Raw genomic sequence first — 23,471 nt, 5'->3', positions numbered from 1 at the left:
CCATTGCGGGGACGCCGAACGGGGCGCGCGGGGGAAGTCCTCGCGGAGAAAAACAGAGTCAGCCCGCTCCGGAGTGGTCTCGACCGCCGGCCTCAGCCCAACGCCCGGTCGAGGTTGAATGCGGCGCTGATGAGGGCCAGGTGGGTGAATGCCTGGGGGAAGTTGCCGGTCTGTTCGCCGGTGCGGCCGATTTCTTCCGCGTACAGGCCGAGGTGATTTCCGTAGGTGAGCATCTTCTCGAAGGCGAGCCGGGCTTCATCCACCCGGCCGGCGCGGGACAGCGCCTCGACATACCAGAACGAGCAGATCGAGAAGGTGCCTTCCTCACCGCGCAGCCCGTCCGGGCTGCTGCGGGGGTCATAGCGGTAGAGCAGGGAGTCGGACACCAGCTCCTCGCCCAATGCGTCCAGAGTGGAAAGCCATTTCGGGTCCGTGGGGGAGATGAACTTGGCCAGCGGCATCATCAGAACGGAGGCGTCGAGAACGTCATCGCCCTCATGCTGAACGAACGCCTGCCGCTTGCCGGACCAGCCGCGGTCCATGATCCGCCGGTAGATGGTGTCCCTGGCCTTTCCCCAGCGGACCATGTCCGCCGGCAGCCCCCGGTGAGCGGCGATCCGCATCGCCCGTTCCACCGCGACCCAGCACATCAACTGCGAGTACAGAAAGTTCTGGGTCTTGCCGCGGGTTTCCCAAATGCCTTCGTCCGGCTGGTCCCAGTTGTCACAGACCCAGTCCACCAGCTTGCCGATGGTGTCCCAGTGCTCGCTGGACAGCGGCTCCCCCCATTTGTCATAGAGGTAGAGGGAGTCGATAAGTGCCCCATAGATGTCCAGTTGGAGCTGATTGACGGCGTCGTTGCCGACCCGGACGGGGCTCGATCCCAAGTGGCCCTCCAGGTGAAGGAGTTCTTCCTCGGGCAGCTCGCTGCGACCGTCGATGCCGTACATGATCTGCAATGGGCCCTTGGCGCATTCCGTGAGGCAGACGTTCTGGGACAGGAAGTGCACAAAGGCTTTGGCCTCGTCGGTGAAGCCCAGTCTGAGCAGCGCATAGATGCAGAACGCGGCGTCTCTCACCCACGCATAGCGATAGTCCCAATTCCGCTCGCCACCGATCTGTTCGGGCAGGCTGGTCGTGGGTGCGGCCACGATGGCGCCGGTCGGCGCGTAGGTGAGGAGCTTGAGGGTGAGCGCGGAGCGGTGCACCATTTCCCGCCAGCGCCCTCGATAGCGGGAGTGCGACAGCCAGCCGCGCCAGTACCGCACCGTGGCGCCGAACAGATCCTCCGCCTCCGTCAGCGGACAGGCCCGTGGCTCCACCCCGTCACCGATCCGGTCCAGGGCGAACACCGCGGCACTCCCCTCGTCCAGCGTGAAAGCGCAGCGGGCGTCCGGGCCATCGATCTCGACCGGAACACTGGACGACAGCGCCAGCGAAAGCCCCGGCGAATCAAACACGATCTGCCCCTGCTGGGAGCTCACGGTGTGCACACTCCGCCCGTAATCGAAGCGCGGAGCGACCCGGACGATGAACGGCAGCGACCCGCGCACACAGAGCACCCGCCGGATCAGCCGGTGCCGGTCCGCCTCCCGGGAGTCACCGACGATCGGCATGAAGTCCTGGACCTCACCGACCCCGTTGTCCGCGAAGAACCGGGTGATCAGGATGTTGGTGTCAGGAAAATAGAATTGCTTCGTCCGCGCGGGAACATCCGCGGCCAGCTGAAAGGCGCCACCGCGATCGGCATCCAGAAGCGCCCCGAAGACGCTGGGTGCGTCGAATCGCGCACAGCAATACCAGTCGATTGTTCCATTGGTACCGACGAGCGCAGCGGTCCGCATATCGCCGATCATGCCGTGCTCGGCGATGGGCGTATAACGGAGTTCATCCGCCTTGCCGGGACGAAGACTCACACCGGCTGTCATATGCCCTCCCCGGCATTGGGGAGCAGGTGCAGTGCCTTCAGATTACCTCCCGGGGCCCTTATGTCCCCGTCGTGGCGGACGGGGCACGACCACCACCGCCCCCAGCTCCACACGGTGCGAATCAGTCACTCACCGTGACCGCAATCGGCCCGGCCACCCCGACGATCGGGGTGCCGGGCCCTGCCCCGCTCGTGGCACCGGCTCCGGCCCTCCGCCCTCGCCTGCGCTGCCCAGCCCAGCAGCCCCGGCGGACAGACACAGACACGGGGCCGGAACCCGTGCACCGGGCATGACGGATGTCGCTTCAACCGGTCACAGACCGGCAACGTCCCGGGCACCCTTCAGCACGGAGTCGAGCGCGTCCACCACGGCGTTGTGCCGCTTCGCGCGCGCCGCCCGGTCCGCCGGCACCAGCCGCGCGGCGGCCTGCACGGCGCAGGCGTCCGGGTCGCCGAAGGCAGTCCGCGGGTGCTCCCCCGTATCCGCGCAGTGCGCCGTGACATCCTTGACCGCCTGGAGCACGACCGCCCGGTCCACGCCCGGCTGCATCGCCAGCCGTACCTGGAAACGCGCCATCCACTTTTCGCGGTCCTTCTCCCGCGCCGCGTCCGTCGTCTGGTCCTTCTTCGCCACGTGCTCTCCCGGGTGATCAGCAGCCGTCCGTCATGGAGTTGGACGCCGGGGCATCGAAGTGGGTTGCGAAAGCGAGATCTGACGAGTTTCATCGGGAGGTCCAGCGTCCCCGCCCACGACCAGCCGGACACGATCGCCGGCCCACCGGCGCCGGGCCGGCGGAGTTCGGGACGCGCGGTGCGGCGCGTCCCGAATGACACGTCACTGGCCAACGGGCCGTCAGAAGTCGTACGGCTTCTTGGTGCTCCAGTTCAGCACGTCGGCCTCGTTCCAGCTGAACTGCGGCTTCTCGCCCTTGATGGCGACGGAGTAAGAGGGGCCGTTCTGACCGTCCGCGCCACGCAGCGCGAGGGCGAGCGACTGCGCCGTGTGGTTCTTCGAGCCGTAGTCGAAGAGGTTCACCGCGCTGTATGCCGTGCCGCCGGGCTGGAGCGTGATGTGCTTGCCGCCACCGGCCTTGTCCTTCTTCGAGTGCGGCAGTGCGGCGCCGGCGTCGCCGAGCTTCACGGTCGGGTACGAGGTGACCCAGCAGGGCTTGGAGCCCTTGTTCGAGGCGGTGACCAGCAGGTGGTCGCCCTGCTGCCCGGCGAACCGGTGCACCGCGGTGAGCAGCATCTCGTCACCGCGGCACTGCTGGGCGCCGGCCGTGGCGCCCTTGTTCGCGGCCTCGCTCGTCCCGCCCGGGGCGGTCTTCGCACGCGCGCCGTCCTTGGTGTCAGCGCCGCCGTTGGCCTGCTCCGCGCCGTCCTTGCCGTCCCCGTTGGACGCGGACCGGCTCTGCGCGCTACCGGCGGCGTTGTCGCCGCCCGCCGCCTTCGAGCCGCCGTCGGCGCCGCCGCAGGCGGTCAGGCCCAGCGCCAGCGCGGCGGTGACGGCGGCCAGTGTGGCGGTGCGAATCCGGGAAGTACGCATGATCAGGTTCCCCCTGCGTTTCGTGCGGGAGTCTTTGGTCGTTCCCGCGGTGTGGACACCACTTTTGCCGGAGCCACTGACGTTCTGGAAACGCTTCACTCACGTCCCGCAAACAAACCGCACGAACGGGTGAGGCCGAGCCGCGGGCGGCCCGGAGTTCCGCAGGCTGCCTTGCGGACAGCTGTCGCGCTTCGGCTCAACCCGCCGATGTGACTGAGCACTCCAGTTGGCCAGTTGAGCGTGCGGGCGAACAGGGTGGCTGCCCGTACGCTCGGGCTCGGCACCTGATGCAGGTACGGAGCCCCGATCACTCAGCGGAACGGGCCGTCGTCGGCGAAGGCGTGCGCGGCGAAGCGTTTGCCCATCCGGCGGTAAGCGGCGGCGGTGGGGTGCAGGCCGTCGGCGAGGTCATCCACCTCGTGCGGGCCGAGCAGTTCGCGTCCGTCGAGATAGTGCAGGTGGGCATCGCGTGCTCGCCGGGCCGCCACGATTCGGGCCAGTTCGTCGCGGACCACCTTCAGCGACAACGCCCCACGGGCCACATCGGCCGGGTCGCCCAGGGCTGTGATCTTCCCGTCAGGGCCCATCGCGGTCGGGCCGGGAGTCTCTTCAAGTGCCGGACAGCTCACCGGGGACATCAGCAGCAGCGGAGTGTCCGGGTGGCCGTCCCGGATCGTGTCCAGGAATCCGTGCACCGCCGGGCCGAACGTCCGCAGCCGGAAGGTGGCCAGGCCCACGATGTTGACGCCCACCTTGAGGCTGATCAGGTCGGCGGGCATGTCGCGGATCGTCCGGGCGACATAGGGGTCCAGCATGTCGTTGCCCGCCTGGCTGAGGTTGATCACCTCCACTCCCCCGAGAGAAGCCGCCACCACCGGCCAGGTGCCGGTCGGGCCGTCGGCTTCGAGGCAGTGGCTGATGGAACTGCCGTGGTGCACCCAGCGGTGCCGACCGTCCGGCAACGGTGCCAGCACCTCGCCGTCAGCACGCAGTGCCACCAGTTCCGTGGGGGTCTGCTGAGGCAGCCACAGCTCGACGTTCTTCATGCCGGTCGGCAGCCCGGCGAACCGTACGGTCCCGGGCTCCCCGGGTACCAGTCGCTGCGCGGTCCCGGGGCCCGCCATCCGCACCACATTGCCCATCGGTGCTTGCCGGCGCCCGGCGGGGGCACCGTCCACCAGCAGTTCCAGCATCCCGGTCGGGCGAGGTCGGGGGTCGGTGTCGAGCTGTCCTGTAGAGGTGAGTACCTCGAACTCAAGCTCACGCGCATCGGTACGGAACACCAGCCGTACCCCCGAAGGCATCACCGTCACCCCGTAGACCGACGGGTCCTGGTACTGCTCCTTGGTCCACGCGGGCAACCGGCGAGGCATCACCCCCGCCTGCGTCCTCTCCAAGTCCAGCGCACCCCGTAACTCCACCGGCCCGCCCACCAGCGGAAATGCCCGCATCGCCACCGTCACGACTCCCCAGCGTTCTCAGGTCCGGATGCGTGTACGCACCCGCGAGTTCTCTACCGCCACCCTGGCACACAAGCCGACACGCTCAACTGGCCAAGCGCAACGCTCACTGGCCAACTGAAACGCTCAGTCATACGACCGCGCCCCACGACCGCGGCAAGCGTCCTAGAACTCCATCTCGACATAATCGATATCGGTGAACTCCACCTGGAGCCCGTCCGCCCGTCGGCCGCGGTCCTTGAAATAGATCTCCTGAAGACCTTCCGCGGCGATGTTCTGGAGCTGTTGTTCCGATGCTCCGGCGGCTTGGGCGTCGAAGAGGCGGGCTGCGTACGCCGGTGGCAGATGCTGGGTGATGAGACGGATACGGCCGTCGTCGGTGGTGCCCGGTGCGGCGGTGAAACCGAAGCGGGCGCGGGTCTCGATGACGATGCCGCCTGTGCTGGCCGCCTGCTTCTTGGCCCGGTCGCGGATCCTGGGCTGCCAGTCCTTGGTGACCTCGGCGACGAGTCGCGCGGCCAGCTCCTTGCGGGGCCGCTTGATCTGGTCCTTCAGGTAACGCTCCACCGTGCGCTGGGAGATGCCGAGTCGTTGCGCCACCGCTTTGGTGGAGCCCTTCTCGCGCTTCACCAGGAACCGCATCTGCGCACCGGCGGATTTCGGAATCGGGCGGGTGGCGGTATTCGCCGCGGCCTTGTCCAGGCTGTCGCCGAGGATGCCCATCGCGTCTGCCTACTCTCCGCCTGCTGCGGCGTCGCTGCCTTTGATGTGCCGAGCCGGGTTGATCCGCTCGTCCTCGATCATCGACGCCACCCACAGGAAGTCCTGGGTGCCTTCGTGCTTGACCATGCCCGGGGAGACGCCGAGCCGGAACCCACCCGGCAGCGGCTTGCCCTCTTCCGTACGGGGGAGGAAGTCGAGCGGACCGGCGCCGTGCGAGAGATAGACGGCGCAGTCCGACAGTACGGCGACCGGGAAGACGCCGGCCGACGCGAGCTTCCGCATTTTGCGGTGCATGTTGGTACGGGCCTTGCCGATGAGCTCCGCCCGGATGTGCGGGCTCCAGGTCGGCCGCTCCAGAGCAGGCCACCGCTCACCGTATGTGTAGCCGATGCCCTGCGGCCGCTCACGGAGCTTGCCGATGCCGCCCTTGACGGACGACTTGATGGCAGACAGCACGGCGGCCTGTCCCGGGTCGAGATCCTTGTGGCGGGCCATGGCGGCGAGGAATTCGTCATCCGGCATACCGGCGGTGACGCCGAGATCCGCCATGGTGGCCATGTAGGCATCGCGCAGCCGGGTGTACCAGGCGTCCAGGTAGGCGCCGTGCTCGTACCGGACGTATGCCTCAATCGGCTGCACCGGCGCACCGAGTTCCACCGCGTAGGCGACGGTCGAGGTCGCGTACCAGGCCGGTCCCGTAGGACGGGTGCCCTTAGGGGTGAAGGGCGACGGGAGCCGGGGATCCAGGTCGAGGTGGGAGAGGTCCACCAGCCAGGAGCCGGGCAGCTTGGCGTCGAACGCCGGGGAGCTGACGTGGGTGGCCGGGCCGGTCCCGACATTGAGGCGGTTCGCCGCGGCGGCGAAGGCCATATTGACGTCGATGCCGACCCCGTGGGAGTAGCCCCGGGCACACTCCTCGTCGGTGAGCGGCCGGAACCAGTCGTACGCCTCCTCGTCCAGGGCCTGGTCCGGGGTGCGTTCGTGGTGGCGCGGGTAACGGGAGGCGACGACCGGATGCTCGCCGGGCGCCTCGGGGGGCGCGGGGTCGACCGGCTCGGTCAGGGCGCCGGGGTTCGGGCCGGACACCCATGAGCCGGTGGCCTCTTCCCTGACGGCACGGGTCGGTGGGCGCAGAGCCGTCATCAGCTCCAGGCCGCAGACCGCGGTCGAGCCGCGCGGGGTGATGACCCGGGTCGCGTAGGAGCCAAGTACGCGCGCGAGTTCCGCCGGCGGCAGCTGATCCGAATTCCCCCAGGAGCGCGCATCCAGCGCGCCCCAGGGAAGGATCGCGAACTGCACACACTGCCGCTCCCCGCCCTGCGCCGGGCGGTAGATACGCGGCCAGGGTCCGAAACCACGGCGCGTGAGCCGCCACTTCGCTCGCACGAGCTGCCTGACGACCGGGTGGTCCTCGGCCAGTCGCAGACCGCGCCGGTCCTCCAACTCGCGGGGCAAGCCCAGGCGTTCGGCAGCTTCGGCGGTGATGACGAGGAGCGGATCGGCGTCCTTGCCGTGGCGGTGGAGGCGCGTCGCGCCCAGCTTCGCCTCGTTCAGCGTCCATTCGACCAGGGCCGGGAAGGTCGCGGCAGGGCAGTCGAGGACCAGACCGTCGACGCAGTACGCCGAGCCGTCGCCGTCCAGTACGGCGAGCGGCCCGTGGACGAACCGGGGATCGGCAGCGGGCGGGGGCGGGGCCGGAGCGGTGGCCCGCTTGTTCGTCGCGGCCTTCTTCGCGGGCGGACGACGGGACGCGGACCGGGATGAGGAGGTGGGTCCGGTGCGCGCCCCCTGGGTGGGGGCAGGGACGGGGGCGGGAACGGGGGCAGCGCCGGGCGCCGAGGGCGGGGACACGGCCGGGGCAGGGGCAGGCGCCGGGGCCACGACCGGGGCCGAGGCCGGGGCCGGGGCCGGTGGCGACGGTGATGTGGCGGCAGGGCCATGGCATGCATCCGGCGCGGCAGCGGGCGACGTATTGCCCTGGCTCCCCTGGGTGGGGAAGCGTTCGGCCAGGCCCTCCAGGAGCCGGATGTAGGCGGCGCGCTTGGGTGGCCGCGGTTCGGTCCGGCCCAACTCCCAGCTGGTGATGGTCTCGCGCCGCACCGAAAGGGCCTTGGCCACCTGATCCTGGCTCAGGCCACCGGCCTCCCGCAGCCGCTTGCGCTCGGCCGGCTCGGGCAATGCGTCCTGCGCGGCAGCCTGCTCAAGCAGCGCATCGACCGATGCGAACAGCTCATCCTGATCGTTGGGCACAGCGAACACCTCCGCCCCCACCCTATCTGAGACGCACCCCGAAACGCTGATCAAACGCACGGCGGATCGCACTGCGCCCGGGCCTTGCTCACGTCTCCCTCCGGAGATCCTCTGCCCCGCTCCGCTCGCAGCGACGGCGGAAGAGCGCGCGGTACTCCCGCGGCCGCCGACCCGTGTGCTGGGCAAAGAGGGCGCTGAACGCTCCCGGGTCGCGGTACCCGACGTCGGCGGCGATGCTCGCGACGGTTTTGTCGGTCGTCTCCAGCAGGTGTCTGGCCCGCCGCACCCGGGCCGTCTGAAGGTAGGTGAGTGGCGTCTGGCCGGCTTCGTCGCCGAAGCGCCGGAGCATGGTTCTCGCCCTCGCGGATCGCGCCTACTCATCACGTGCGATCCATGGGCATCTCAGGCGGCGCGGAATCCGTGCCGTCATCCGCAGCCCGCCGATCAGATCTGACACCGTCTACGGCGAGGCCCCGCAGGAGGCCGCCCGCCCGGCTACGACGCCAAGGCATACAAGCAGCGCAATGCTGTCGAGAGATGCATCAACCGGCTGAAGCAGTGGCGCGGCCTGGCTATGCGTACGGACAAGCTCGCCATCGCCTACCAGGCCGCACTGCACCTCACCGCCATTCGCATGTGGGCACGGCGGTGACGATGAAGAGACGGCCTTTCAGTCGTAGAAGAAGAGCTCAAGGTCCTCGATGGACCCCGGCCCGGTGAGGAAGCCCTCAGCCTTCGCGACCTCGTCTTCTGTTGGCAGTTCGCCCTTCATGAGCTGCTGCATCCAGATTTCTCCTTGCTCGCCGATCGCGTAGATGCCAGACAGCAACTCGGTCATGCCGGCAGGGTGCGGCGGGTTGCGCCCGGCGAGCGGTTGGAGCACCCAGCCGCCCGACCGGGCCGCGAGCCGCAGCACCCCGGCCCAGTTCGCGATCCTCCCGATGCGTACGTGCCACGAGTCCTCGGTGAACGGGGCCATCCGCCCACCATGAAGAGGGTTCGTGGCGGCGCCGATGTCCGCGATCACTTGCCGCTCCACGGCGTCACGGACCCAGCGCCCCTCCTGCGCTTCTTCGATGGCGGCCTCCCACCACTTCCACCCACCGTCGAGTCGGTCCGCGAATGTGTCCATGTGGAGAGGCTTCCATGCACGATGCCGCAAGCATTCAGGGGGCGCCGATCAGTGGATCGACTCATCAAGGAGACAGTTCCTAGGGGCTGTCTCCCCCTATGCCCACCGCCTCAGCCGCACGCGCTCCCCGTTCGGCCGCGGCGCCGCACCAGCAGGCTCCCCAGCGCGGTGCGCCGGTGCAGGACCGCCCGGCCCGAGCGGGTCGTGGTGATCAGGCCCGCGCCGCGCAGTGCGGCGGTGTGGACGGAAGCGGTGGCGTTGCTGACGTTCAGCCGCCGGGCGAGTTCGCTGGTGGTGTGCTCGTCCGCGAGGAGCAGCAGGATGTCGAAGCGGGTGCGTCCCAGCACGCCGGCCAGCGCCTCGTCCGTGCCGACCGCCCCGGCCGGCGAGAGCGGCAGCCCCGGGCCGGCCGGATAGGTCACGGCCACGGGGCGGTCGGGCAGGTCGGAGATGAGCGGGTGGCCGGTCCAGTGGAAGGTGGGCAGCAGGAGTACGCCGCGACCGCGCGGCTTGATGTCGTGCTCGTAGGGCGCCGGGCAGTGCCAGACGTTCTCGTGCAGCCGGGCGCCCGGGACGAGTTCGGTGAGTGCCGCGCCGATGCCGTGCTCGGCGACCGCCAGCGCATGGCGGGTGAACTCCGCCTGGTGGAGGTCCTGCACCACGGGCCACACCGGGCGCAGGGCCGTATCGAACGCCGCATGCTGCGCGCGGCGGAGGAGGTGCCAGGCGGCGCCGTCCCCCCGGTGCAGATCGCGGAGCCACAGCGGAGCCGGGGACGGCTGCCGGGCGTGGACCCGCTCGATTTCGGCGCGGACCAGCTCCGGGGGCGAAGCTCGGACGGTGTCCAGTCCGTCCTTCAGGGTGTCGCTGAAAACGTCGAGGAAGGCGGGGGCCACCGCGGCGGGGACCAGGTCACCGAACGGCTGGGCGGCGGGCGGCAGGGACCGGAGCAACCGCCGTCGCCAGCGACCGAACAGCAACTCGTCGCCCGGCGTGCACATCTTCATGAGCGCCACGTTCAGCTCTTGCAGCGGGGCCGGCCGGGGTGCGAACCGGACCTGGGCGAAGTCGGCCGCCGTGAAATGGATCCGGATCACTACTCTCCCCGGCGGCGGACCGCCATCGTTTAGGGCAGGGCCTGAAGGATGGTCTGCCCTGCCCCCTCGCTGCCAACATCCAGGCCACGCCCCGCCATTGACTCAGGGGCTGCCGGAAGGCACAAGGACCGAGATCACAGAGGCACAGGGGGAGAGGTATGTTCCACAAAAGCGGCAACGATGGGGAGCGAGCGGACGCGGACGGCAGGTCTGCACTGGAGCGCGGCCATGAGGGTGCCGTGCCCGGCGGCGAGAAGAAGGCAGGAATCAACCGTCGGACCCTCACCGCATCAGCCGCGCTGGCCACCACGATGCTGCTCACCAGCGGCGGGCTCGCGCGGGCGGAGCCCAGGAAGGGGGAGCCCGCGAAGGCGGAGCCCGGGAAGGCCCGCGGCGCGAAGGACCTCACTCTCCGCTTGCCGGCGCCGACCGGACCGCACCGGATCGGGGTCACCACGCTGTATCTGGTCGATCGCGCCAGGCGCGACCCATGGGAGCCGCTCCCCGTCCGGGAAGTGATGGCGACGGTGTTCTATCCGGCCCGCACCGTGCGCGGCTACCCGGTCGCACCGCAGATGTCCAGGGGCGCCGCGGGGCGGGTGCCCTTCATCGACCCGCTCTTCCATGAGGGGCTGCCGGCGAACGGCGTGAACTGGGCGGCCACCAGGACCCATGCGCATACGGGCGCGCCCGCGCAGGATGTGCGACGGCCGGTGCTGCTGTACAGCCCGGGAGGCGGCGACCCGCGCACCCTCGGCACGGGTATCGTCGAAGAACTGGCCGGGCGCGGCTACGTGGTGGTGACCATCGACCACCCCGGCGACGGCAGTGAGGTCGAGTTTCCGCACGCGCGGGCGGGGAGAAAGAAGGTCCGGGAAACGGTTTTCCGGGGGAACCCGCGGACGGACCCGAAGATGTTCCGTACCACGATCGACACCCGTATTGCCGACACCCGGTTCGTGCTGAACCAACTGGAGGCGCTGGCCGCCGGACGGAATCCGGACGCGGCGGGCCGTCCGTTGCCGGAGCACCTCGGTCGTGCGCTCGACCTGCGGCGGATGGGCATCTACGGCCACTCGGCCGGTGGCACCACCGCGGCCGAGGCGATGTACGAGGACCGGCGCCTCCGGGCCGCGATCAACCTGGAAGGCTTTCTGGATCACCCCCCGGCGTCCCCCGGCCAGGAAGGAAAGCTCTTTCCGATCGCCCAACACGGCACGGACCGGCCGCTGCTCCTCCTGGGCACCGATGGCTTCCCCTACAAGATGGAGTTGGAGGGTTCCTGGTCGGCGATGCTCGCTCACCGGCACGGCTGCACCATCCGTCGGCAGCTCGACCACGCCGCGCACGCGGTGTTCACCGACTACGCCGCCATCGCGCCGCAGTTGCAGGCTGCCGGGCTGATGTCCGCCGCCCACCGGATCAAGCTGGTCGGCGCGATCGATCCGGCCGTTTCGGTCCCCCTGGTCCGCCACCACGTGGTCTCGTTCTTCGCCCGGCATCTGCCGACATGCTGAGGGGCGGGGCCTGGCCGGGTGGCCCGCGTGCTCGGGGCTCGGGATCTCGGGGGCTCGTCAGACCGCCGAGCCCGTCGGCCAGGCCCGGGCTCCGACCCCGACCCCGGCTCCGGCCCCGGTTCGGCTACGCGGAGCCATGAGTTCCGCGCCCAGCCGCCCAGCCGTCACCTCATGTGCTCTTGACGGTATGCCAGGCGTTCCGAATGCCAGACATTCCGACCCGGCCTCTCGCCATACGCTCCCCGGCCGTAGGACCATGGCACGCTCGCCTCGCGCACGTCTCTCGTTCCGTAGCCGGCCCTCGGGAGGACCCGGATCATGAGCAGACCGATTGCTGTACGCGGCCGTCTCGCCCTGCTGCTCACCCCGCTGCTGCTCGGGCTGTCATTCACCCTCGCCCCGGCGGCGCCCGCGGCCCCGGCGCACGCCGCGCACATCGCGGACGGCCACGGCCACGGCCACGGGTCACACCTCACCGCCGAATCGGCCGAGTCGGCCGACAGGTACTGGACCCCGCAGCGGATGCGGGCAGCGCGGCCGGCCGCCGCGAGAAAGGGTGCGGGGGCGCCGCGCCCGACGGCGGCCGACACCCCGCCGAGCCACCCCTTCGACGGCCTCCCCCAGGTGGGGACGTTCTTCTGGACGGACGGCAGCAACACCGGCCGGTTCTGCGGCGGTACGGTCGTCCGCAGTCCGCATCGCGACCTGGTGGTCAGTGCCGCCCACTGTCTGCGCTCCCCCGACCCGAAGCGGCATCTGTCGTTCGTCCCGCAGTACCACGACGGGCTGAAGCCGCATGGGATCTACCCCATCGAGCGCATCTACCTCGACCAGCGGTATTACGACCTGGGCACGGACGCGGGCGCACGCTGGGACTATGCCGTCGTGCGGCTCGGCGCGCGGGAGGACGGCGCCGAGGTGGAGGAGGTGACCGGCGGCTTCGACCTGCTGCCGTACCCGGGCTATGCCCACCGGACCGTACGGCTCATCGGCTACCCCGGCAACAAGGACACCACCCACCCCAAGCCGCTCGACTGCACCTCCTCCACACACCGCTACACCAGCACCGATCCAGCAGCCCCCGGCCATTTCCTGGAAATTGCCTGTGCGGGCTATATCGGCGGCACCTCCGGCGGTCCCTTCCTGGTGCGGAATGTCACCGGTTACGCCCTGATCGGCGTCATCGGCGGCTACCACACGGGCGGCGACTTCCCGGACGTCTCCTACAGCTCGTATTTCACGCTCGACATCCTGGCGCTCTATCTGCACGCCGTCCATGGCGATCCCCCGGCCACACCACGCCAGAACGTCGCAGCGCACTGATCACGGCCACCGGCATATCCGGGGCATGGCGTTCGCTCCTGTTAATGTCAGCGATGGCGAAAGGCCGGTTGCCCACCAGGCCGCAGTGGAAGGTGACGCCCCTTGGTGCCGTCGTTTCTCATGTCCGTACTGAATCGCCTCTTCCGTAATGAGGCCTGGCGCCGGCTGCACGCACAAGCGGCGATCTGGGTCACCGTGGTCATGACCGCGGTACTCCTTGCGGGCGCCGCGCTGGTCGTGGTCGCCGAATCCGGTGCGCCACACGCCAATATCACGTCGTATCCGAAGGCGTTGTGGTGGTCGATCGAGACGGCGACGACCGTGGGTTACGGGGATTTCTATCCCGTCACACTGTGGGGCCGCGTCATCGCTTCCCTGCTGATGCTGAGCGCCATTACGGCATTCGGGGTCATCACGGCGGCCCTGGCCACCTGGTTCGTCGGCCACGCTGAGCAGGACATGGTCCGCCTGGGCAAGGCGGTGGGAAACCATGCGCGCGAGGACGCGGAGGCGCTGCGTTCGGAGCTGCACACGCTGCACGAGCGCTTCGATCACGTCGAGAGTCTGATCCGGGACAGGGGGACGCACTCCGCCTCCTGAGCAAGGGCGGCGCAGCCCTCGGGGGCAGCTTCGCGTATGCGGGGAGCCCGGCACATCCCTGTTCGTGCACTTCGCCGCACGTCTAAAGTACTTACCGTGATCGATTCCGCTGACGTCCGCCGTATCGCCCTCTCCCTGCCCGAGACAGTGGAGAAGGAGGCCTGGGAGATGCCCACCTTCCGGGTCGCCGGGAAGATGTTCATCACGATCCCCGACGATGAGACGTCATTCGCCGTGCGATGCCCCATTCACGAGCGCAAGGAGCTGATCGCCGCAGAACCGGAAAAGTTCTGGGTGCCGCCGCACGAGGCGAGCTCCCATTGGGTGCGAGTGCGCCTGGCCGCGCTCGATGACCTGACCGAACTACGGGACATCCTCGTGGATTCCTGGAAACAAGCGGCACCGCAACGGCTGGTGGACGCTTTCCCCGGGAACGACTGATCCGGCCGGCGCTGACCCGCCGATCGCTGCCATTTACTACCGCCTGCTGCCGTCTGCTGCCATTGCTCACCGAGCAGACCGCGGTCAGCGACGGCGCAGATCGCTCCAGTCCAGCGCCTGGGACGCGGTCAGCTGGGAACGCTCGGCGGCCTCACGGGCCTCGGCGAGAATATCTCCGTGCTCCTCGACGAGCTCTTCGTAGATCGGCGTGGGGCTGGAGGTGTGCGTGGAGGTCGTCATGTCTCGTCCCGTTCCCTAGTGATTCCTTGTGCTGCGGCTTGGTAGGTTCTCGCCGCCCTGGAAAGAAGGGAGCACCACGGTGGAAATCGCGGTGCGCAAAGGGAGGTTGTCCCCACACGTGTGCCGCTCCCCCGTGCGGCGCTGGACATCGTGTCATGTGCGCGGCGAGCACGCAAAAGATCATCCCAGAGCCTGAGACCACGGCCTGAGGCCCCAGAGGCGCGCTGCGTTTCGGGCGCGCGTGTTCGACCCCGACGCCGTGGCCGTGTCCCCCGACGACCGTCCGGCCGACCGCTAGGGTGAGCCGACCAGTGAGTGAACTCTGAGCGACGGCCAAGGGTCTACGGCATGAGTGACGTCCTACGCCCGGCCACGGGCACCCCGGCCGACACCTACTGCGGGCCGCTCTGACCCCCGGGAGCCAAGCCCGACCGACGCACATCGACGAGGTACTCCTGATGCCCCTGCCCCTCCCGCTGCCTCGCTTCGGCGCGATTCTGCTCACCATGAATGACCGGCCGGAGGACTTCCCCCGCGCCCTGGACTCACTGCTGGCCCAGCAGGGCGTCGAGCTGGAAATCGTGCGGGAACGGTGACGGTCATGACCGAAGGCGTTGTCGTGATCCGCCGCGACGTCTACTACCGGCTGGTCGCCCGCAATCGGGTATGGCTCGCCATAAGGCTCCTGCCGCTGCCGCTCATCCCCGTCTATCTCGCCACCTGGATCCTGCTGAGCCTCGTCCGCATCCACTCCCCCAAGGCCCTCCGCACGTGGTTCAGCGGCCTCCGGGAGGGACTGACAGGCGGCTGGGGGTCCAGAACTCCCTTGCGGTGGCGCACCGTTCTCCGTCTGACGCGCGCCGGCCGGCCACCTGTCGTGTAGTCGGCGGGCAAGGCGAGTACCAATAGCAACGAAGCTCTCACCAACGGGAAGGCCGTGGATGTCGCGCTATCGCGAGATCAAGTTCCGGGCTGTGACGTCGTTCCAGAGAAGAATCGGCAATCCGATTCTCTCCCGGCTTCCGCAGCAGACTCTTCTGGAGACGACCGGGCGGAAGTCCGGATTGCCCCGGCGGACACCCATCGGTGGACGCCGTATCGGGCGGGCCTTCTGGTTCGTTTCCGAGTACGGCGAGAAGTCACAGTACGTACGGAACATTCAGGCGCAGCCGCAGGTCCGGGTCCGGATCAAGGGGCGATGGCATACCGGAATCGCCCATCCGGTCCCGGAGGACGACGCCCGCGCGCGGCTCAAGACCTTGCCCCGGCTGAACAGCACGGCGGTCCGGGCGGTGGGGACCAATTTGCTGACGTTCCGGGTCGATCTCAACGACTGACCGAGCCGGTCGCCGGGCACGGCTCTGCCGGAGAGCAGGGTGACCGCGCAGGCCGTAGTGGCCTGCCCTCCGGGGACGCGGCTCTCAGTGCGCGATGCTGTCGATCAGTTCGCGGGCCCCCTGGCGCAGCAGGGCGACGGCCACGGACGTGCCGAGGGTCTCCGGGGTGAGCGGGCCGGCCCATTCGTGTGCGTTGAGGACCGTCTTGCCGTCGGGGGTGAAGACGCAGGCCCGCAGGGACAGTTCGCCGCGACGGTCCGTCTTGGCGTAGCCGGCGATCGGGCTGTTGCAGTGGCCCTGTAGGACGTGCAGCAGCATGCGTTCGGCGGTCGTCTCCTGGAACGTCTGGGGGTGCCCGAGGCCGCTGACGGCGTCGATGGTCCGGGTGTCGTCCTCGCGGCACTGGAGGGCGAGAACGCCCGCACCTACGGGCGGGCACATCTCGTCCACGGACAGGATCTGGGTGATCACGTCCGGGCGCCCGATGCGCTCGAGGCCGGAGACGGCCAGCAGCAGTGCGTCCGCCTCACCGGCCGCCAGCTTCTCCATCCGGCGGTTGGCGTTGCCGCGCATCGGCACACACTGGAGCTGCGGATGGGATCCGGCGAGCTGGGCGATCCGGCGGACCGACGAGGTGCCGATCCGGGTGCCTGCGGGGAGTTCGTCGAGGGTGAGCCCGCCGGGGTGGATCAGCGCGTCACGGACGTCATCGCGCTCCAGGAAGGCGGCGAAGGTCGTGCCGGCCGGCAGCGGACGGTCACCGGGGATGTCCTTGACGCAGTGCACCGCGAGGTCCGCCTCGCCCGCCAGGAGGGCGGCGTCGACCTCCTTGGTGAACGCCCCCTTCCCCTCGACCTGGGAGAGGGCGCCCATCCAGCGGTCGCCGGTGGTCTTGACCGGGATGACCTCCGTGGCGATGCCGGGATGCAGCGCGCCGAGTTCGGCGCGGACGCGCTCCACCTGGGCCAGCGCCATGGGCGAGTCGCGGGAGACGATACGGATCAGTTCTGGGGCGGACATGGGCCCACGATAGACCGTCAGATCCCGTTACCGACCACGCGCTGCCCCGGGTCCCGCCCGGCTCCACTCGTAGCGGTACGGTCCCACATGTCCCGGTCAACTTCCCGCGGCCGAAGCCGCGCTGCCGCCGTCGGCCGTGGCCGCTGTGGGCCACCGGGCGTGCTGAGCTGCTGAGGTCTGCCTCGGCGCACCACGTGGCGCTGGGACGCGAGGGTGTAGGGACAGGTCCGCGCGATTGCGCCGGCCGGGTGTGCCGGGGCGGACGCGGACACCCCGGCCCGGCCCGGGACGAATTGCAGCAGACGCGGGGCGCGTCGGCATCCCGTGGAGAGCGGGCCCTTCAGCCGCCCTCAGTGCCGCGCCCAGGGGTGCCGCAGCCGGATCCAGAGGTCCCTGGCCCGGCGCCCCGCTTCGGTACGGCTCTTGGCCACCAGCTCCTGAGACGGCCCGCGGCTCCCGGCCTGGCTCCCGCCCACGACAAAGCCCAGGCCGGTCGGTGGAGCGGCGGCCTGGGCTTGTCTGGGATGCCAGTGCGGGCCTCTGCGATGCGCAGCGAGCCCACTCAGGCGTTTCTGAACGACGCGAGGTGGGCGAACACCACCACGTTGTCGACGTAGTCCTTGACCTTCCGGTCGTACGCGCCGCCGCAGGTGATCACGCGAAGCTGCGCGGTGGGAGCGTCGGCGTAGACCCGCTCGTTCGGGAATCGCGCCTTGTTGAAGGTCTCGACGGAGTCGACCTTGAAGGTGGCGATGATGCCGTCTTCACGGGTGATGTTGATCGAGGCGCCGGGCTTGAGCGATTCGAGTTGCAAGAACACCGCCGGTCCGGTCTTGGTGTCCACGTGACCAGCGATGATCGCCGATCCGCGCTCGCCCGGCGCGGCACCGTCCTTGTACCAGCCGACGAGATTCTTGTCGCCCGCGGGCGGCGCGTTGAGCTGCCCGGTCGGGCCGATGGTCAGCTGGGTGAAGGGCGCGTCGACGGCGATCTGCGGAATCGACACCCGCTTCGGTGCGGAACGGGGCAGGGCCAGGTCGGGGACCGCCGGAGAGGCGGAGCTGTGCGGGTTGGCGGACTCGGCCACGGCGGAGTGGGACTGCGGCTTGGGGTCCGCCGAGGTGTCCACCGAGTTGTAGACGAGAAGTGAGCCCAGCAGAAACGCTCCCGCAGACCACAGCAGACCGCGGCCGATGGGGCGCGACGCGGAGGCGGTCCGGGAGGGATTCGAATTCGGCTGAGGCGACTGCGGGGCGGTCATGTCAGGGTGCCTTTCGTGAACGAGGCGGTGGGGCGTGAGGGGGGCATCGGTGCGCAATCGCCGCGGCCACCGTCCACGTGGAACGGTGGCCGCGACAGCGCATCGGTCTCCGTGCGGTGCCTGATCAGGCAGCCGCGGTACCCGAGGCATTGCGACGACGCAGCATGTACGCACCGGCGCCGAGACCGCCGAGCATCAGCACGGAACCCGCGGCCATCCCGCCGCCGGTCGCCAGGCCGCCACCACCGGTGTGGATGCCGCCGTGCGGCCTGCGGTGGTCACCGCCGTAGCCGCCGTGGTCACGGTCGCCGTAGCCACCGTGGTCACGGCCGTGGTCGCGGTCGCCGCCGCGGCCGTGGTCACGGTCACCGCCGCGGCCGTGGTCGCGGTCGCCGTGGCCGCCACGCCTGTCGTGGTCGTCGCCGTAGCCGCTGCCCTGGTCCCAGTCACCGAGCACGGTCTTGGCCATGGCACCGCCACCGGTGTGCATGCCACCGCTCGGCCTGCGGTTGTCACGGCAGTGGTCACGGCCGTTGCCCCGGCCGTCACGGCCGTCGCGACCGAAGTCACGTCCGCCGCGGCCATCGCGGCCATCGCGGCCATCGCGACCGTCACGGCCGTCGCGGCCATCACGACCGTTGCCCCGGCCATCGCGGCCGTCGCGGCCGTCACGGCCGTTGCCCCGGCCATCGCGGCCATCGCGGCCGTCGCGGCCATCACGGCAGTGGTCACGCCGGCGGTCACGGTCACGGTCACGGTCCCGACCGTTGTCACGGTCACGGTCGCGGTCGCCGTTCGTGGCCTGGTTGTGGTTGCTGGAGGAAGCGCTGTCCGACGCAATGTCCTCCGTGATCATGGCGTTCGCAGCCGGAGCAGAGATTGCAAGCACCGCCGTGATGGCGGCTGAAGCGAACAGGGTGCGAGCAGTGCGCATGGGGACATGTTCCTTTCGGCGCGACTGCGAAGGCTGACTCTTTGTCGGCTCATCGGATCGCAGTGGCGACGTGATCACCGTCAGCCGGATCGCGGTCGCGCACCACCGGAGAACGTCGCATTCGAGGTACGCCGTGGGCTCTTCGGGTGGCGGAAGGCAGCGGATTCACCCATTGGACGGCGCGCGTCGTCGGCGTGTCGCGTAACGAGTGGGCTAGAGGGCTCCGAGGGGCCCTCCGAGCCGCGCCATTCCTCGCGCAACGAGCATCGCGAACCGGGCCCTTCCGCGACACGCCGACGGTTCCTGACGGTCTGAACAGCTTCGCCGTGCCGGGCGACGCAGCAGGGAGTCCACGCCCCCTGGAGGGGCGGGCGGGTGGCCGGCCACAGCCGGCGCGACGGGCATACCGCCCTGGGCGCACAAGGCTCCGGCGGGCATCGGGAACGGCTCCGGCTGCGCCTGCCGACGAGGGCGACTCGCCTTCGCCGGCCATCTCCTCTCGTTCCGCACGGCAGTGCCGGTCGATATCGGCGGAGTGGGCACGGGGTACCTGTTGGCGGCATACGGGGCGCGGCGGGGCGGCCGCCCATTCGCCAACTCCCTTTTTATGGCCGCCCCTTCGAGAAAACGACAAGCAGGTCTCATCGCAGGCGGCCGCGAAGGGCTCTGGTGGTGAAGCGCCGCCACGGAATCAGCTCGGGCCCAACTACCCCGATGGCGCATCGCCTTGCTTTCAGGGCGAGTTGGGAAGCAGCTCTGCGAGACCTGGTCGTCGGCCTACCCGGCCTCGTGGACGGCGTCGCCCTGTCCGCGATCCCGCTAATGATCAACGGCCCTCGCAGCCCACTCGACCACCTCCCGGCAATAGGCAATGACCAGCCCTGCCGACACCCCTGAACGAGAGCCCTCACCCGGATTGCGGAATTCGTACGCCCAACAGGATCAGCCGAGAGGCCGTCCGATGTTTCATGTGAAACATCGCAAAGCGACCTGCCCCGCCCTTCAGGTGGCGCTTTCCCGGAGCGCCTGTTCGACGATCGCCTCCAGCCGGGCATGGTGCGCCCCTCGCCAGTAGACGCGGCCGCATGCCGTGCACTGCGCGAAGACGTCATACGTACGCTGCGTGCCGTGCTCAAGGTGCTCACGGACGGAGTCCTTGTCGGCGTCCATGAGCCGGCCGTTGCACGCGGTGCAGCGTGTCCACGGCGCGAGGGTGGGGGCGAAGCGCCCCAGCACGTCCCGGAGTTGCTCATCGGGCCGGTCGCTGTAGATGAACGCGCCCGCCCAGATCTCCCGCCGTCGCAGCAGCCCGCGGTCCCGGGAGAGGAGTACCCGTTGTTCCTTCGCCGAGAGCGCGGCCAGCGCCGCGTCTCCGGGGTCCTCGTTCGTGTAAGCCGCATCAACGCCGAGCAGCCGCAACCTGCGTGCCAGGGTGCCGAGGTGTACGTCGAGCAGGAACCTCAGCGGCGCGCCGGGGAGCCGCTGTGGACGCTCGATGGCGTACACCTCGATGCGCTCGCCCTCCTGCGGGACATGGGAGACGGGAACCTCGGCACCGTCCACGACAAGCCGGCCGACCTCGGTGAGCGGGACGCCGAGCGACTCGACGACATGACCGAGCGTCGATGAGCCATCGGTTGCCACGGGCGTACCGGCGGTGCCGTGCGCTGAAGCGACGAAAAGGTGCAGTGCGGGGTCGAAGCTGAAGTGGATCTCGGGTCCGTTCACGCCGGACAGCATGCCATCGGGCGAGCCATGCCAGCGAGCGGATTCCTGCCGGTCAGAGGCACGGGGTGCGCCGCCCGGCAGGTGGCTGTGCCGTGGCTCCACCGCGGCGGTGGCGCGTCTGGCTACATACGGACCGTAGCGGTCGACGCCCCGGATTGTGCACGGTGGAGCAGGCCCCGCTCCCCCGCCGCCCCTAGCCTCACTGCCACCACACCACCACCATCACCAATGAGGGGCGGCACCGGTGAACTGGCACATCCACGACTACCGCGAGAACGATCTCGCCGAAGTGGTCCACCTGATCGACTCCACGGCCGAGCTGGGGCAGGAGTCCGTCTTCTCGCTCGCGGAGTGCATCAGTGCGCTGACTTCTCGGCAGCCTGCCGTGGTGGCCGTCCACCAGGGCGCTCCCATCGGGGCGGCGCTCGCTTGTGTGGCGGGTGAGCGGGGCTGGGTGATGCGGATCGCGATCTCCTCGGCCTGGCGTGGCCGGGGGCTGGCGAGTGCGCTGCTGGTGGAACTGGAGCGGCGCCTGGTGGCGGCCCGGGTGAGCCGGATCGCCTATGTGCTTCCGGAAGAGGATCTGCTCGGCGAGGGCCTGCTCAACGCGGGCTATACGCGGCAGCCCGCGGTGGCCTACTTCGAGAAGGTCGAACCGCACCACGGCCCCGCGGCCAGCCTCCTGGAGGACCTCGGCGGGCGCTTCCTGCCCGCTGATCTGTGGGCCAAGGTCGCCGGCATGGAGGCGGAGAAGGACCTCATCGAGCGGCGGGTCGTGCTGCCGCTGGCGGAGCCGGAGCGAGCCGCCCGGCACGGGGTACGGCCGCCTCGTGCCATCGCCCTGTTCGGGCCGCCGGGGACCGGGAAGACCACTTTCGCCAGGGGTATCGCTGCCAGGCTCGGCTGGCCGTTCGTCGAGCTGCTGCCGTCCCGGCTGGCCGACGAGGGCAATCTGGCGGCGGCACTGCGCAGCGCGTTCGCCCGGATCGCGGAACTGGAGCGGGTCCTCGTCTTCATCGACGAGGTCGAGGAGATCGCTCCGGTCCGCCATGAGCCCGCCCAGCCGGGCGGGCTACACGGGGTGACGAATGAGCTGCTCAAGCTCATACCGGGGTTCCGGGAGCGGGACGAGCGGCTGCTGGTCTGTGCGACCAACTCCATCCGCTCGCTCGATCCGGCGTTCCTGCGGCCGGGTCGGTTCGACTACCTGATCCCGATCGGTACGCCGGACGCGGCGGCCCGGTCGGCGATCTGGTCCCGGTACACGGACGGCCGTCCCGAGGTGGATGTGGCGGCACTGGTGGCGGCCAGCGAGCTGTTCACCCCGGCCGATATCGAGCACGCCGCCCGGATGGCCGCCCAGACGTCCTTCGAGCGGGACCTGGAGGCGCTCGGTGGCGGCGCGGCCGCGCACGGGCGGCTCGGGGCGAGCACCGACGACTATCTCGCCGCCATCGACCGGTGCCGGCCGACCGTCACCCCCGCCATGGTCGACGAATTCAGTGCGGACATCACCGCACATGCCCGCTGCTGACGGCCGGCGCGGCCCTCCCCCCCCCACGCACCGACCGGCGGGAAGCCGGACGGATCGGCCCCAGCCACGCACCCACTGCGGGCCGGGCCGGGGGCTCTCCCACGGAGCCGACGTCGGACGACAGAACTACAGCCGGAGCACTGCAACGGGAGGACATGGACCGCTGCGATTCCTCCGTGGGACCGATGTTGACTCCGGGTTCGCGTACGTACGGTCTGACCGGTGCCGGAACTCGTGCACCATCGGGGATCATCGAGAGGGGCGGACCACGCATGGCGGAGATTGTCGATCTGGGGGCGTACGGCGAGGACTTCACCAAGGACCCTTACCCGTACTACGCCAAGCTGCGTGCCCAGGGGCCCGTACACCGGGTGCGCCTCCCCTACGGCAACGACGCATGGCTGGTCGTCGGGCACCAAGCGGTCAGGGCCGCGCTCAGCGACTCCCGCCTCAACAAGGACTGGCGCGTCGCCATGCCGCAGAACGACGAGGGCGAGGTCTCGGCCCTCTTCACGAACATGCTGGACGCGGACCCGCCTCAGCACACCCGGCTGCGGAAGCTCGTGGCCAAGGAATTCACCTCCCGCCGCGTCGAGGCACTACGGCCACGGGTGCAGCAGATCACCGACGAGCTGCTGGATACGATGCTCGCCGCCCCCGAGGGCCGTGCCGACCTGGTGGAGGCCCTCGCCTTCCCGCTGCCCATGACCGTCATCTGCGAACTGCTCGGCGTCCCCGCCATGGACCGCGAGGCCTTCCGTGCCTGGTCGAACGAGATCGTCGCGCCGACCAGTGACGAGGCGGCACAAGACGCGGTTGCGGCGATGTCCGGCTACCTCGTCGACCTGATCGAAACCAAGCGCGGCGCCCCCGGCGACGGCCTGCTCAGCGCCCTGATCCGCACCAACGACGAGGACGGCGACCAGCTCTCCCGTGACGAGCTGGTCGGCACCGCCTTCCTGCTGCTGGTCGCAGGCCATGAGACCACCGTCAGCCTCCTGGCCAATGGTGTACGCGCCCTGCTCCAGCACCCGGACCAACTGGCCGCCCTGCGAGCCGACTTCTCCCTCCTCGACAACGCCGTGGAGGAGATGCTGCGCTACGACGGCCCGGTGGAGACGACCACCTGGCGCTTCACCGGCGAGCCGGTCGAGATCGGCGGCACCCTGATCCCCGCGGGCGAGACCGTAGTGATCGCCCTGGCTTCCGCCTCCCGGGACCCGGAACTCTTCGCCGTCGCCGACGACTTCGACATCACCCGCGACGCACGCGGACACACCGCCTTCGGCCACGGCATCCACTTCTGCCTAGGCAGTGTCTTCAAATGATCTCGGGTGGTGGATCATGGTCGGGTGATACGTCGCCATGAACTGTCGGATGCCGAGTGGGAGTTCGTCCGGC

23 protein-coding genes and 2 pseudogenes are annotated in these 23,471 nt (G+C 69.6%); 11 read left to right on the top strand and 14 right to left on the bottom strand.

The window, feature by feature from the left end:
* Positions 1–92: 92 nt before the first annotated feature.
* The 7 genes from ACZ4XD_RS30525 to ACZ4XD_RS30495 form a co-directional block, all read right to left on the bottom strand.
* Positions 93–1,928 carry a glycoside hydrolase family 15 protein gene (locus ACZ4XD_RS30525; RefSeq protein ID WP_468047348.1) on the bottom strand — a complete coding sequence of 612 codons (1,836 nt, stop codon included), beginning with the start codon at positions 1,926–1,928 and terminating at the stop codon, positions 93–95.
* Positions 1,929–2,240: 312 nt separating this feature from the next.
* The gene (locus ACZ4XD_RS30520; protein ID WP_468047346.1) at positions 2,241–2,561 is read right to left on the bottom strand and encodes a hypothetical protein; all 321 of its coding nucleotides are present in this window, start codon (positions 2,559–2,561) and stop codon (positions 2,241–2,243) included.
* A 219-nt stretch (positions 2,562–2,780) separates the two neighbouring features.
* Positions 2,781–3,473 (bottom strand): DUF4232 domain-containing protein, encoded by a 693-nt coding sequence (locus ACZ4XD_RS30515; protein WP_468047344.1) that lies wholly within the window; start codon positions 3,471–3,473, stop codon positions 2,781–2,783.
* Positions 3,474–3,784: 311 nt separating this feature from the next.
* Positions 3,785–4,924, bottom strand: a complete 1,140-nt coding sequence (locus ACZ4XD_RS30510; protein ID WP_468047407.1) for a GDSL-type esterase/lipase family protein — start codon at positions 4,922–4,924, stop codon at positions 3,785–3,787.
* 174 nt (positions 4,925–5,098) lie between these two features.
* Positions 5,099–5,656 carry a telomere-protecting terminal protein Tpg gene (tpg, locus tag ACZ4XD_RS30505; RefSeq protein ID WP_468047342.1) on the bottom strand — a complete coding sequence of 186 codons (558 nt, stop codon included), beginning with the start codon at positions 5,654–5,656 and terminating at the stop codon, positions 5,099–5,101.
* 9 nt (positions 5,657–5,665) lie between these two features.
* Positions 5,666–7,906 (bottom strand): telomere-associated protein Tap, encoded by a 2,241-nt coding sequence (gene tap / locus ACZ4XD_RS30500; RefSeq protein ID WP_468047340.1) that lies wholly within the window; start codon positions 7,904–7,906, stop codon positions 5,666–5,668.
* 88 nt (positions 7,907–7,994) lie between these two features.
* Complete coding sequence (locus ACZ4XD_RS30495) at positions 7,995–8,255, bottom strand: helix-turn-helix domain-containing protein (RefSeq protein WP_468047338.1); 261 nt, start codon at positions 8,253–8,255, stop codon at positions 7,995–7,997.
* 10 nt (positions 8,256–8,265) lie between these two features.
* On the opposite strand from ACZ4XD_RS30495, the pseudogene ACZ4XD_RS30490 reads away from it, so the two are divergent.
* Positions 8,266–8,558, top strand: a pseudogene (locus ACZ4XD_RS30490) (transposase); the annotation flags it as partial.
* 18 nt (positions 8,559–8,576) lie between these two features.
* On the opposite strand, the gene ACZ4XD_RS30485 reads toward ACZ4XD_RS30490, so the two are convergent.
* Both ACZ4XD_RS30485 and ACZ4XD_RS30480 read right to left on the bottom strand, forming a co-directional pair.
* The gene (locus tag ACZ4XD_RS30485; protein ID WP_468047336.1) at positions 8,577–9,038 is read right to left on the bottom strand and encodes a hypothetical protein; all 462 of its coding nucleotides are present in this window, start codon (positions 9,036–9,038) and stop codon (positions 8,577–8,579) included.
* A gap of 110 nt (positions 9,039–9,148) precedes the next feature.
* Entirely contained in the window at positions 9,149–10,135 is a 987-nt protein-coding gene (locus ACZ4XD_RS30480) for an ArsR/SmtB family transcription factor (RefSeq protein ID WP_468047334.1), read from the bottom strand.
* 158 nt (positions 10,136–10,293) lie between these two features.
* Here ACZ4XD_RS30480 and ACZ4XD_RS30475 point away from each other — a divergent pair, with 158 nt between their 5' ends.
* The 4 genes from ACZ4XD_RS30475 (at position 10,294) to ACZ4XD_RS30460 (ending at position 14,016) form a co-directional block, all read left to right on the top strand.
* Complete coding sequence (locus ACZ4XD_RS30475; protein WP_468047332.1) at positions 10,294–11,652, top strand: alpha/beta hydrolase; 1,359 nt, start codon at positions 10,294–10,296, stop codon at positions 11,650–11,652.
* Between the two features lie 318 nt (positions 11,653–11,970).
* Entirely contained in the window at positions 11,971–12,975 is a 1,005-nt protein-coding gene (locus ACZ4XD_RS30470; RefSeq protein WP_468047330.1) for a trypsin-like serine peptidase, read from the top strand.
* Between the two features lie 120 nt (positions 12,976–13,095).
* The gene (locus ACZ4XD_RS30465; RefSeq protein WP_468047328.1) at positions 13,096–13,575 is read left to right on the top strand and encodes a potassium channel family protein; all 480 of its coding nucleotides are present in this window, start codon (positions 13,096–13,098) and stop codon (positions 13,573–13,575) included.
* Between the two features lie 96 nt (positions 13,576–13,671).
* On the top strand, positions 13,672–14,016 hold the full coding sequence (locus ACZ4XD_RS30460) for an MmcQ/YjbR family DNA-binding protein (RefSeq protein WP_468047326.1): 345 nt from the start codon (positions 13,672–13,674) through the stop codon (positions 14,014–14,016).
* Positions 14,017–14,100: 84 nt separating this feature from the next.
* Here the strand turns inward: ACZ4XD_RS30460 and ACZ4XD_RS30455 are convergent, their stop codons facing one another.
* Complete coding sequence (locus ACZ4XD_RS30455) at positions 14,101–14,256, bottom strand: hypothetical protein (protein ID WP_167536036.1); 156 nt, start codon at positions 14,254–14,256, stop codon at positions 14,101–14,103.
* Positions 14,257–14,714: 458 nt separating this feature from the next.
* Between ACZ4XD_RS30455 and ACZ4XD_RS30450 the strand changes: the two genes are divergently transcribed.
* From ACZ4XD_RS30450 to ACZ4XD_RS30440, 3 genes and pseudogenes are all read left to right on the top strand, one after another.
* Complete coding sequence (locus ACZ4XD_RS30450; RefSeq protein ID WP_468047323.1) at positions 14,715–14,852, top strand: hypothetical protein; 138 nt, start codon at positions 14,715–14,717, stop codon at positions 14,850–14,852.
* A gap of 29 nt (positions 14,853–14,881) precedes the next feature.
* Positions 14,882–15,139, top strand: a pseudogene (locus ACZ4XD_RS30445) (glycosyltransferase family 2 protein); the annotation flags it as partial.
* A gap of 58 nt (positions 15,140–15,197) precedes the next feature.
* On the top strand, positions 15,198–15,593 hold the full coding sequence (locus tag ACZ4XD_RS30440; RefSeq protein WP_468047321.1) for a nitroreductase/quinone reductase family protein: 396 nt from the start codon (positions 15,198–15,200) through the stop codon (positions 15,591–15,593).
* 84 nt (positions 15,594–15,677) lie between these two features.
* On the opposite strand, the gene hemC is transcribed toward ACZ4XD_RS30440, so the two are convergent.
* The 3 genes from hemC to ACZ4XD_RS30425 form a co-directional block, all read right to left on the bottom strand.
* Positions 15,678–16,613 carry a hydroxymethylbilane synthase gene (gene hemC, locus ACZ4XD_RS30435; RefSeq protein ID WP_468047319.1) on the bottom strand — a complete coding sequence of 312 codons (936 nt, stop codon included), beginning with the start codon at positions 16,611–16,613 and terminating at the stop codon, positions 15,678–15,680.
* A gap of 562 nt (positions 16,614–17,175) precedes the next feature.
* Positions 17,176–17,874, bottom strand: a complete 699-nt coding sequence (locus tag ACZ4XD_RS30430; RefSeq protein ID WP_468047317.1) for a class F sortase — start codon at positions 17,872–17,874, stop codon at positions 17,176–17,178.
* Between the two features lie 124 nt (positions 17,875–17,998).
* Entirely contained in the window at positions 17,999–18,343 is a 345-nt protein-coding gene (locus ACZ4XD_RS30425) for a hypothetical protein (RefSeq protein ID WP_468047315.1), read from the bottom strand.
* Positions 18,344–18,358: 15 nt separating this feature from the next.
* On the opposite strand from ACZ4XD_RS30425, the gene ACZ4XD_RS30420 reads away from it, so the two are divergent.
* Positions 18,359–18,781: a hypothetical protein gene (locus ACZ4XD_RS30420; RefSeq protein ID WP_468047314.1), complete on the top strand. Its 423-nt coding sequence runs from the start codon at positions 18,359–18,361 to the stop codon at positions 18,779–18,781.
* Positions 18,782–19,810: 1,029 nt separating this feature from the next.
* On the opposite strand, the gene ACZ4XD_RS30415 is transcribed toward ACZ4XD_RS30420, so the two are convergent.
* On the bottom strand, positions 19,811–20,536 hold the full coding sequence (locus ACZ4XD_RS30415; RefSeq protein WP_468047312.1) for a Mut7-C RNAse domain-containing protein: 726 nt from the start codon (positions 20,534–20,536) through the stop codon (positions 19,811–19,813).
* A 244-nt stretch (positions 20,537–20,780) separates the two neighbouring features.
* On the opposite strand from ACZ4XD_RS30415, the gene ACZ4XD_RS30410 reads away from it, so the two are divergent.
* Together ACZ4XD_RS30410 and ACZ4XD_RS30405 are read left to right on the top strand one after the other, a co-directional pair.
* Entirely contained in the window at positions 20,781–22,070 is a 1,290-nt protein-coding gene (locus tag ACZ4XD_RS30410) for an ATP-binding protein (protein ID WP_468047310.1), read from the top strand.
* A 272-nt stretch (positions 22,071–22,342) separates the two neighbouring features.
* Positions 22,343–23,398 (top strand): cytochrome P450 family protein, encoded by a 1,056-nt coding sequence (locus ACZ4XD_RS30405; RefSeq protein WP_468047308.1) that lies wholly within the window; start codon positions 22,343–22,345, stop codon positions 23,396–23,398.
* The last annotated feature ends 73 nt before the right edge of the window (positions 23,399–23,471 follow it).

The organism is Streptomyces sp. NPDC029466, assembly GCF_055574515.1.
Note: the sequence above shows the minus strand (reverse complement) of the source record. Positions and strands in the feature narration are given on the sequence as shown.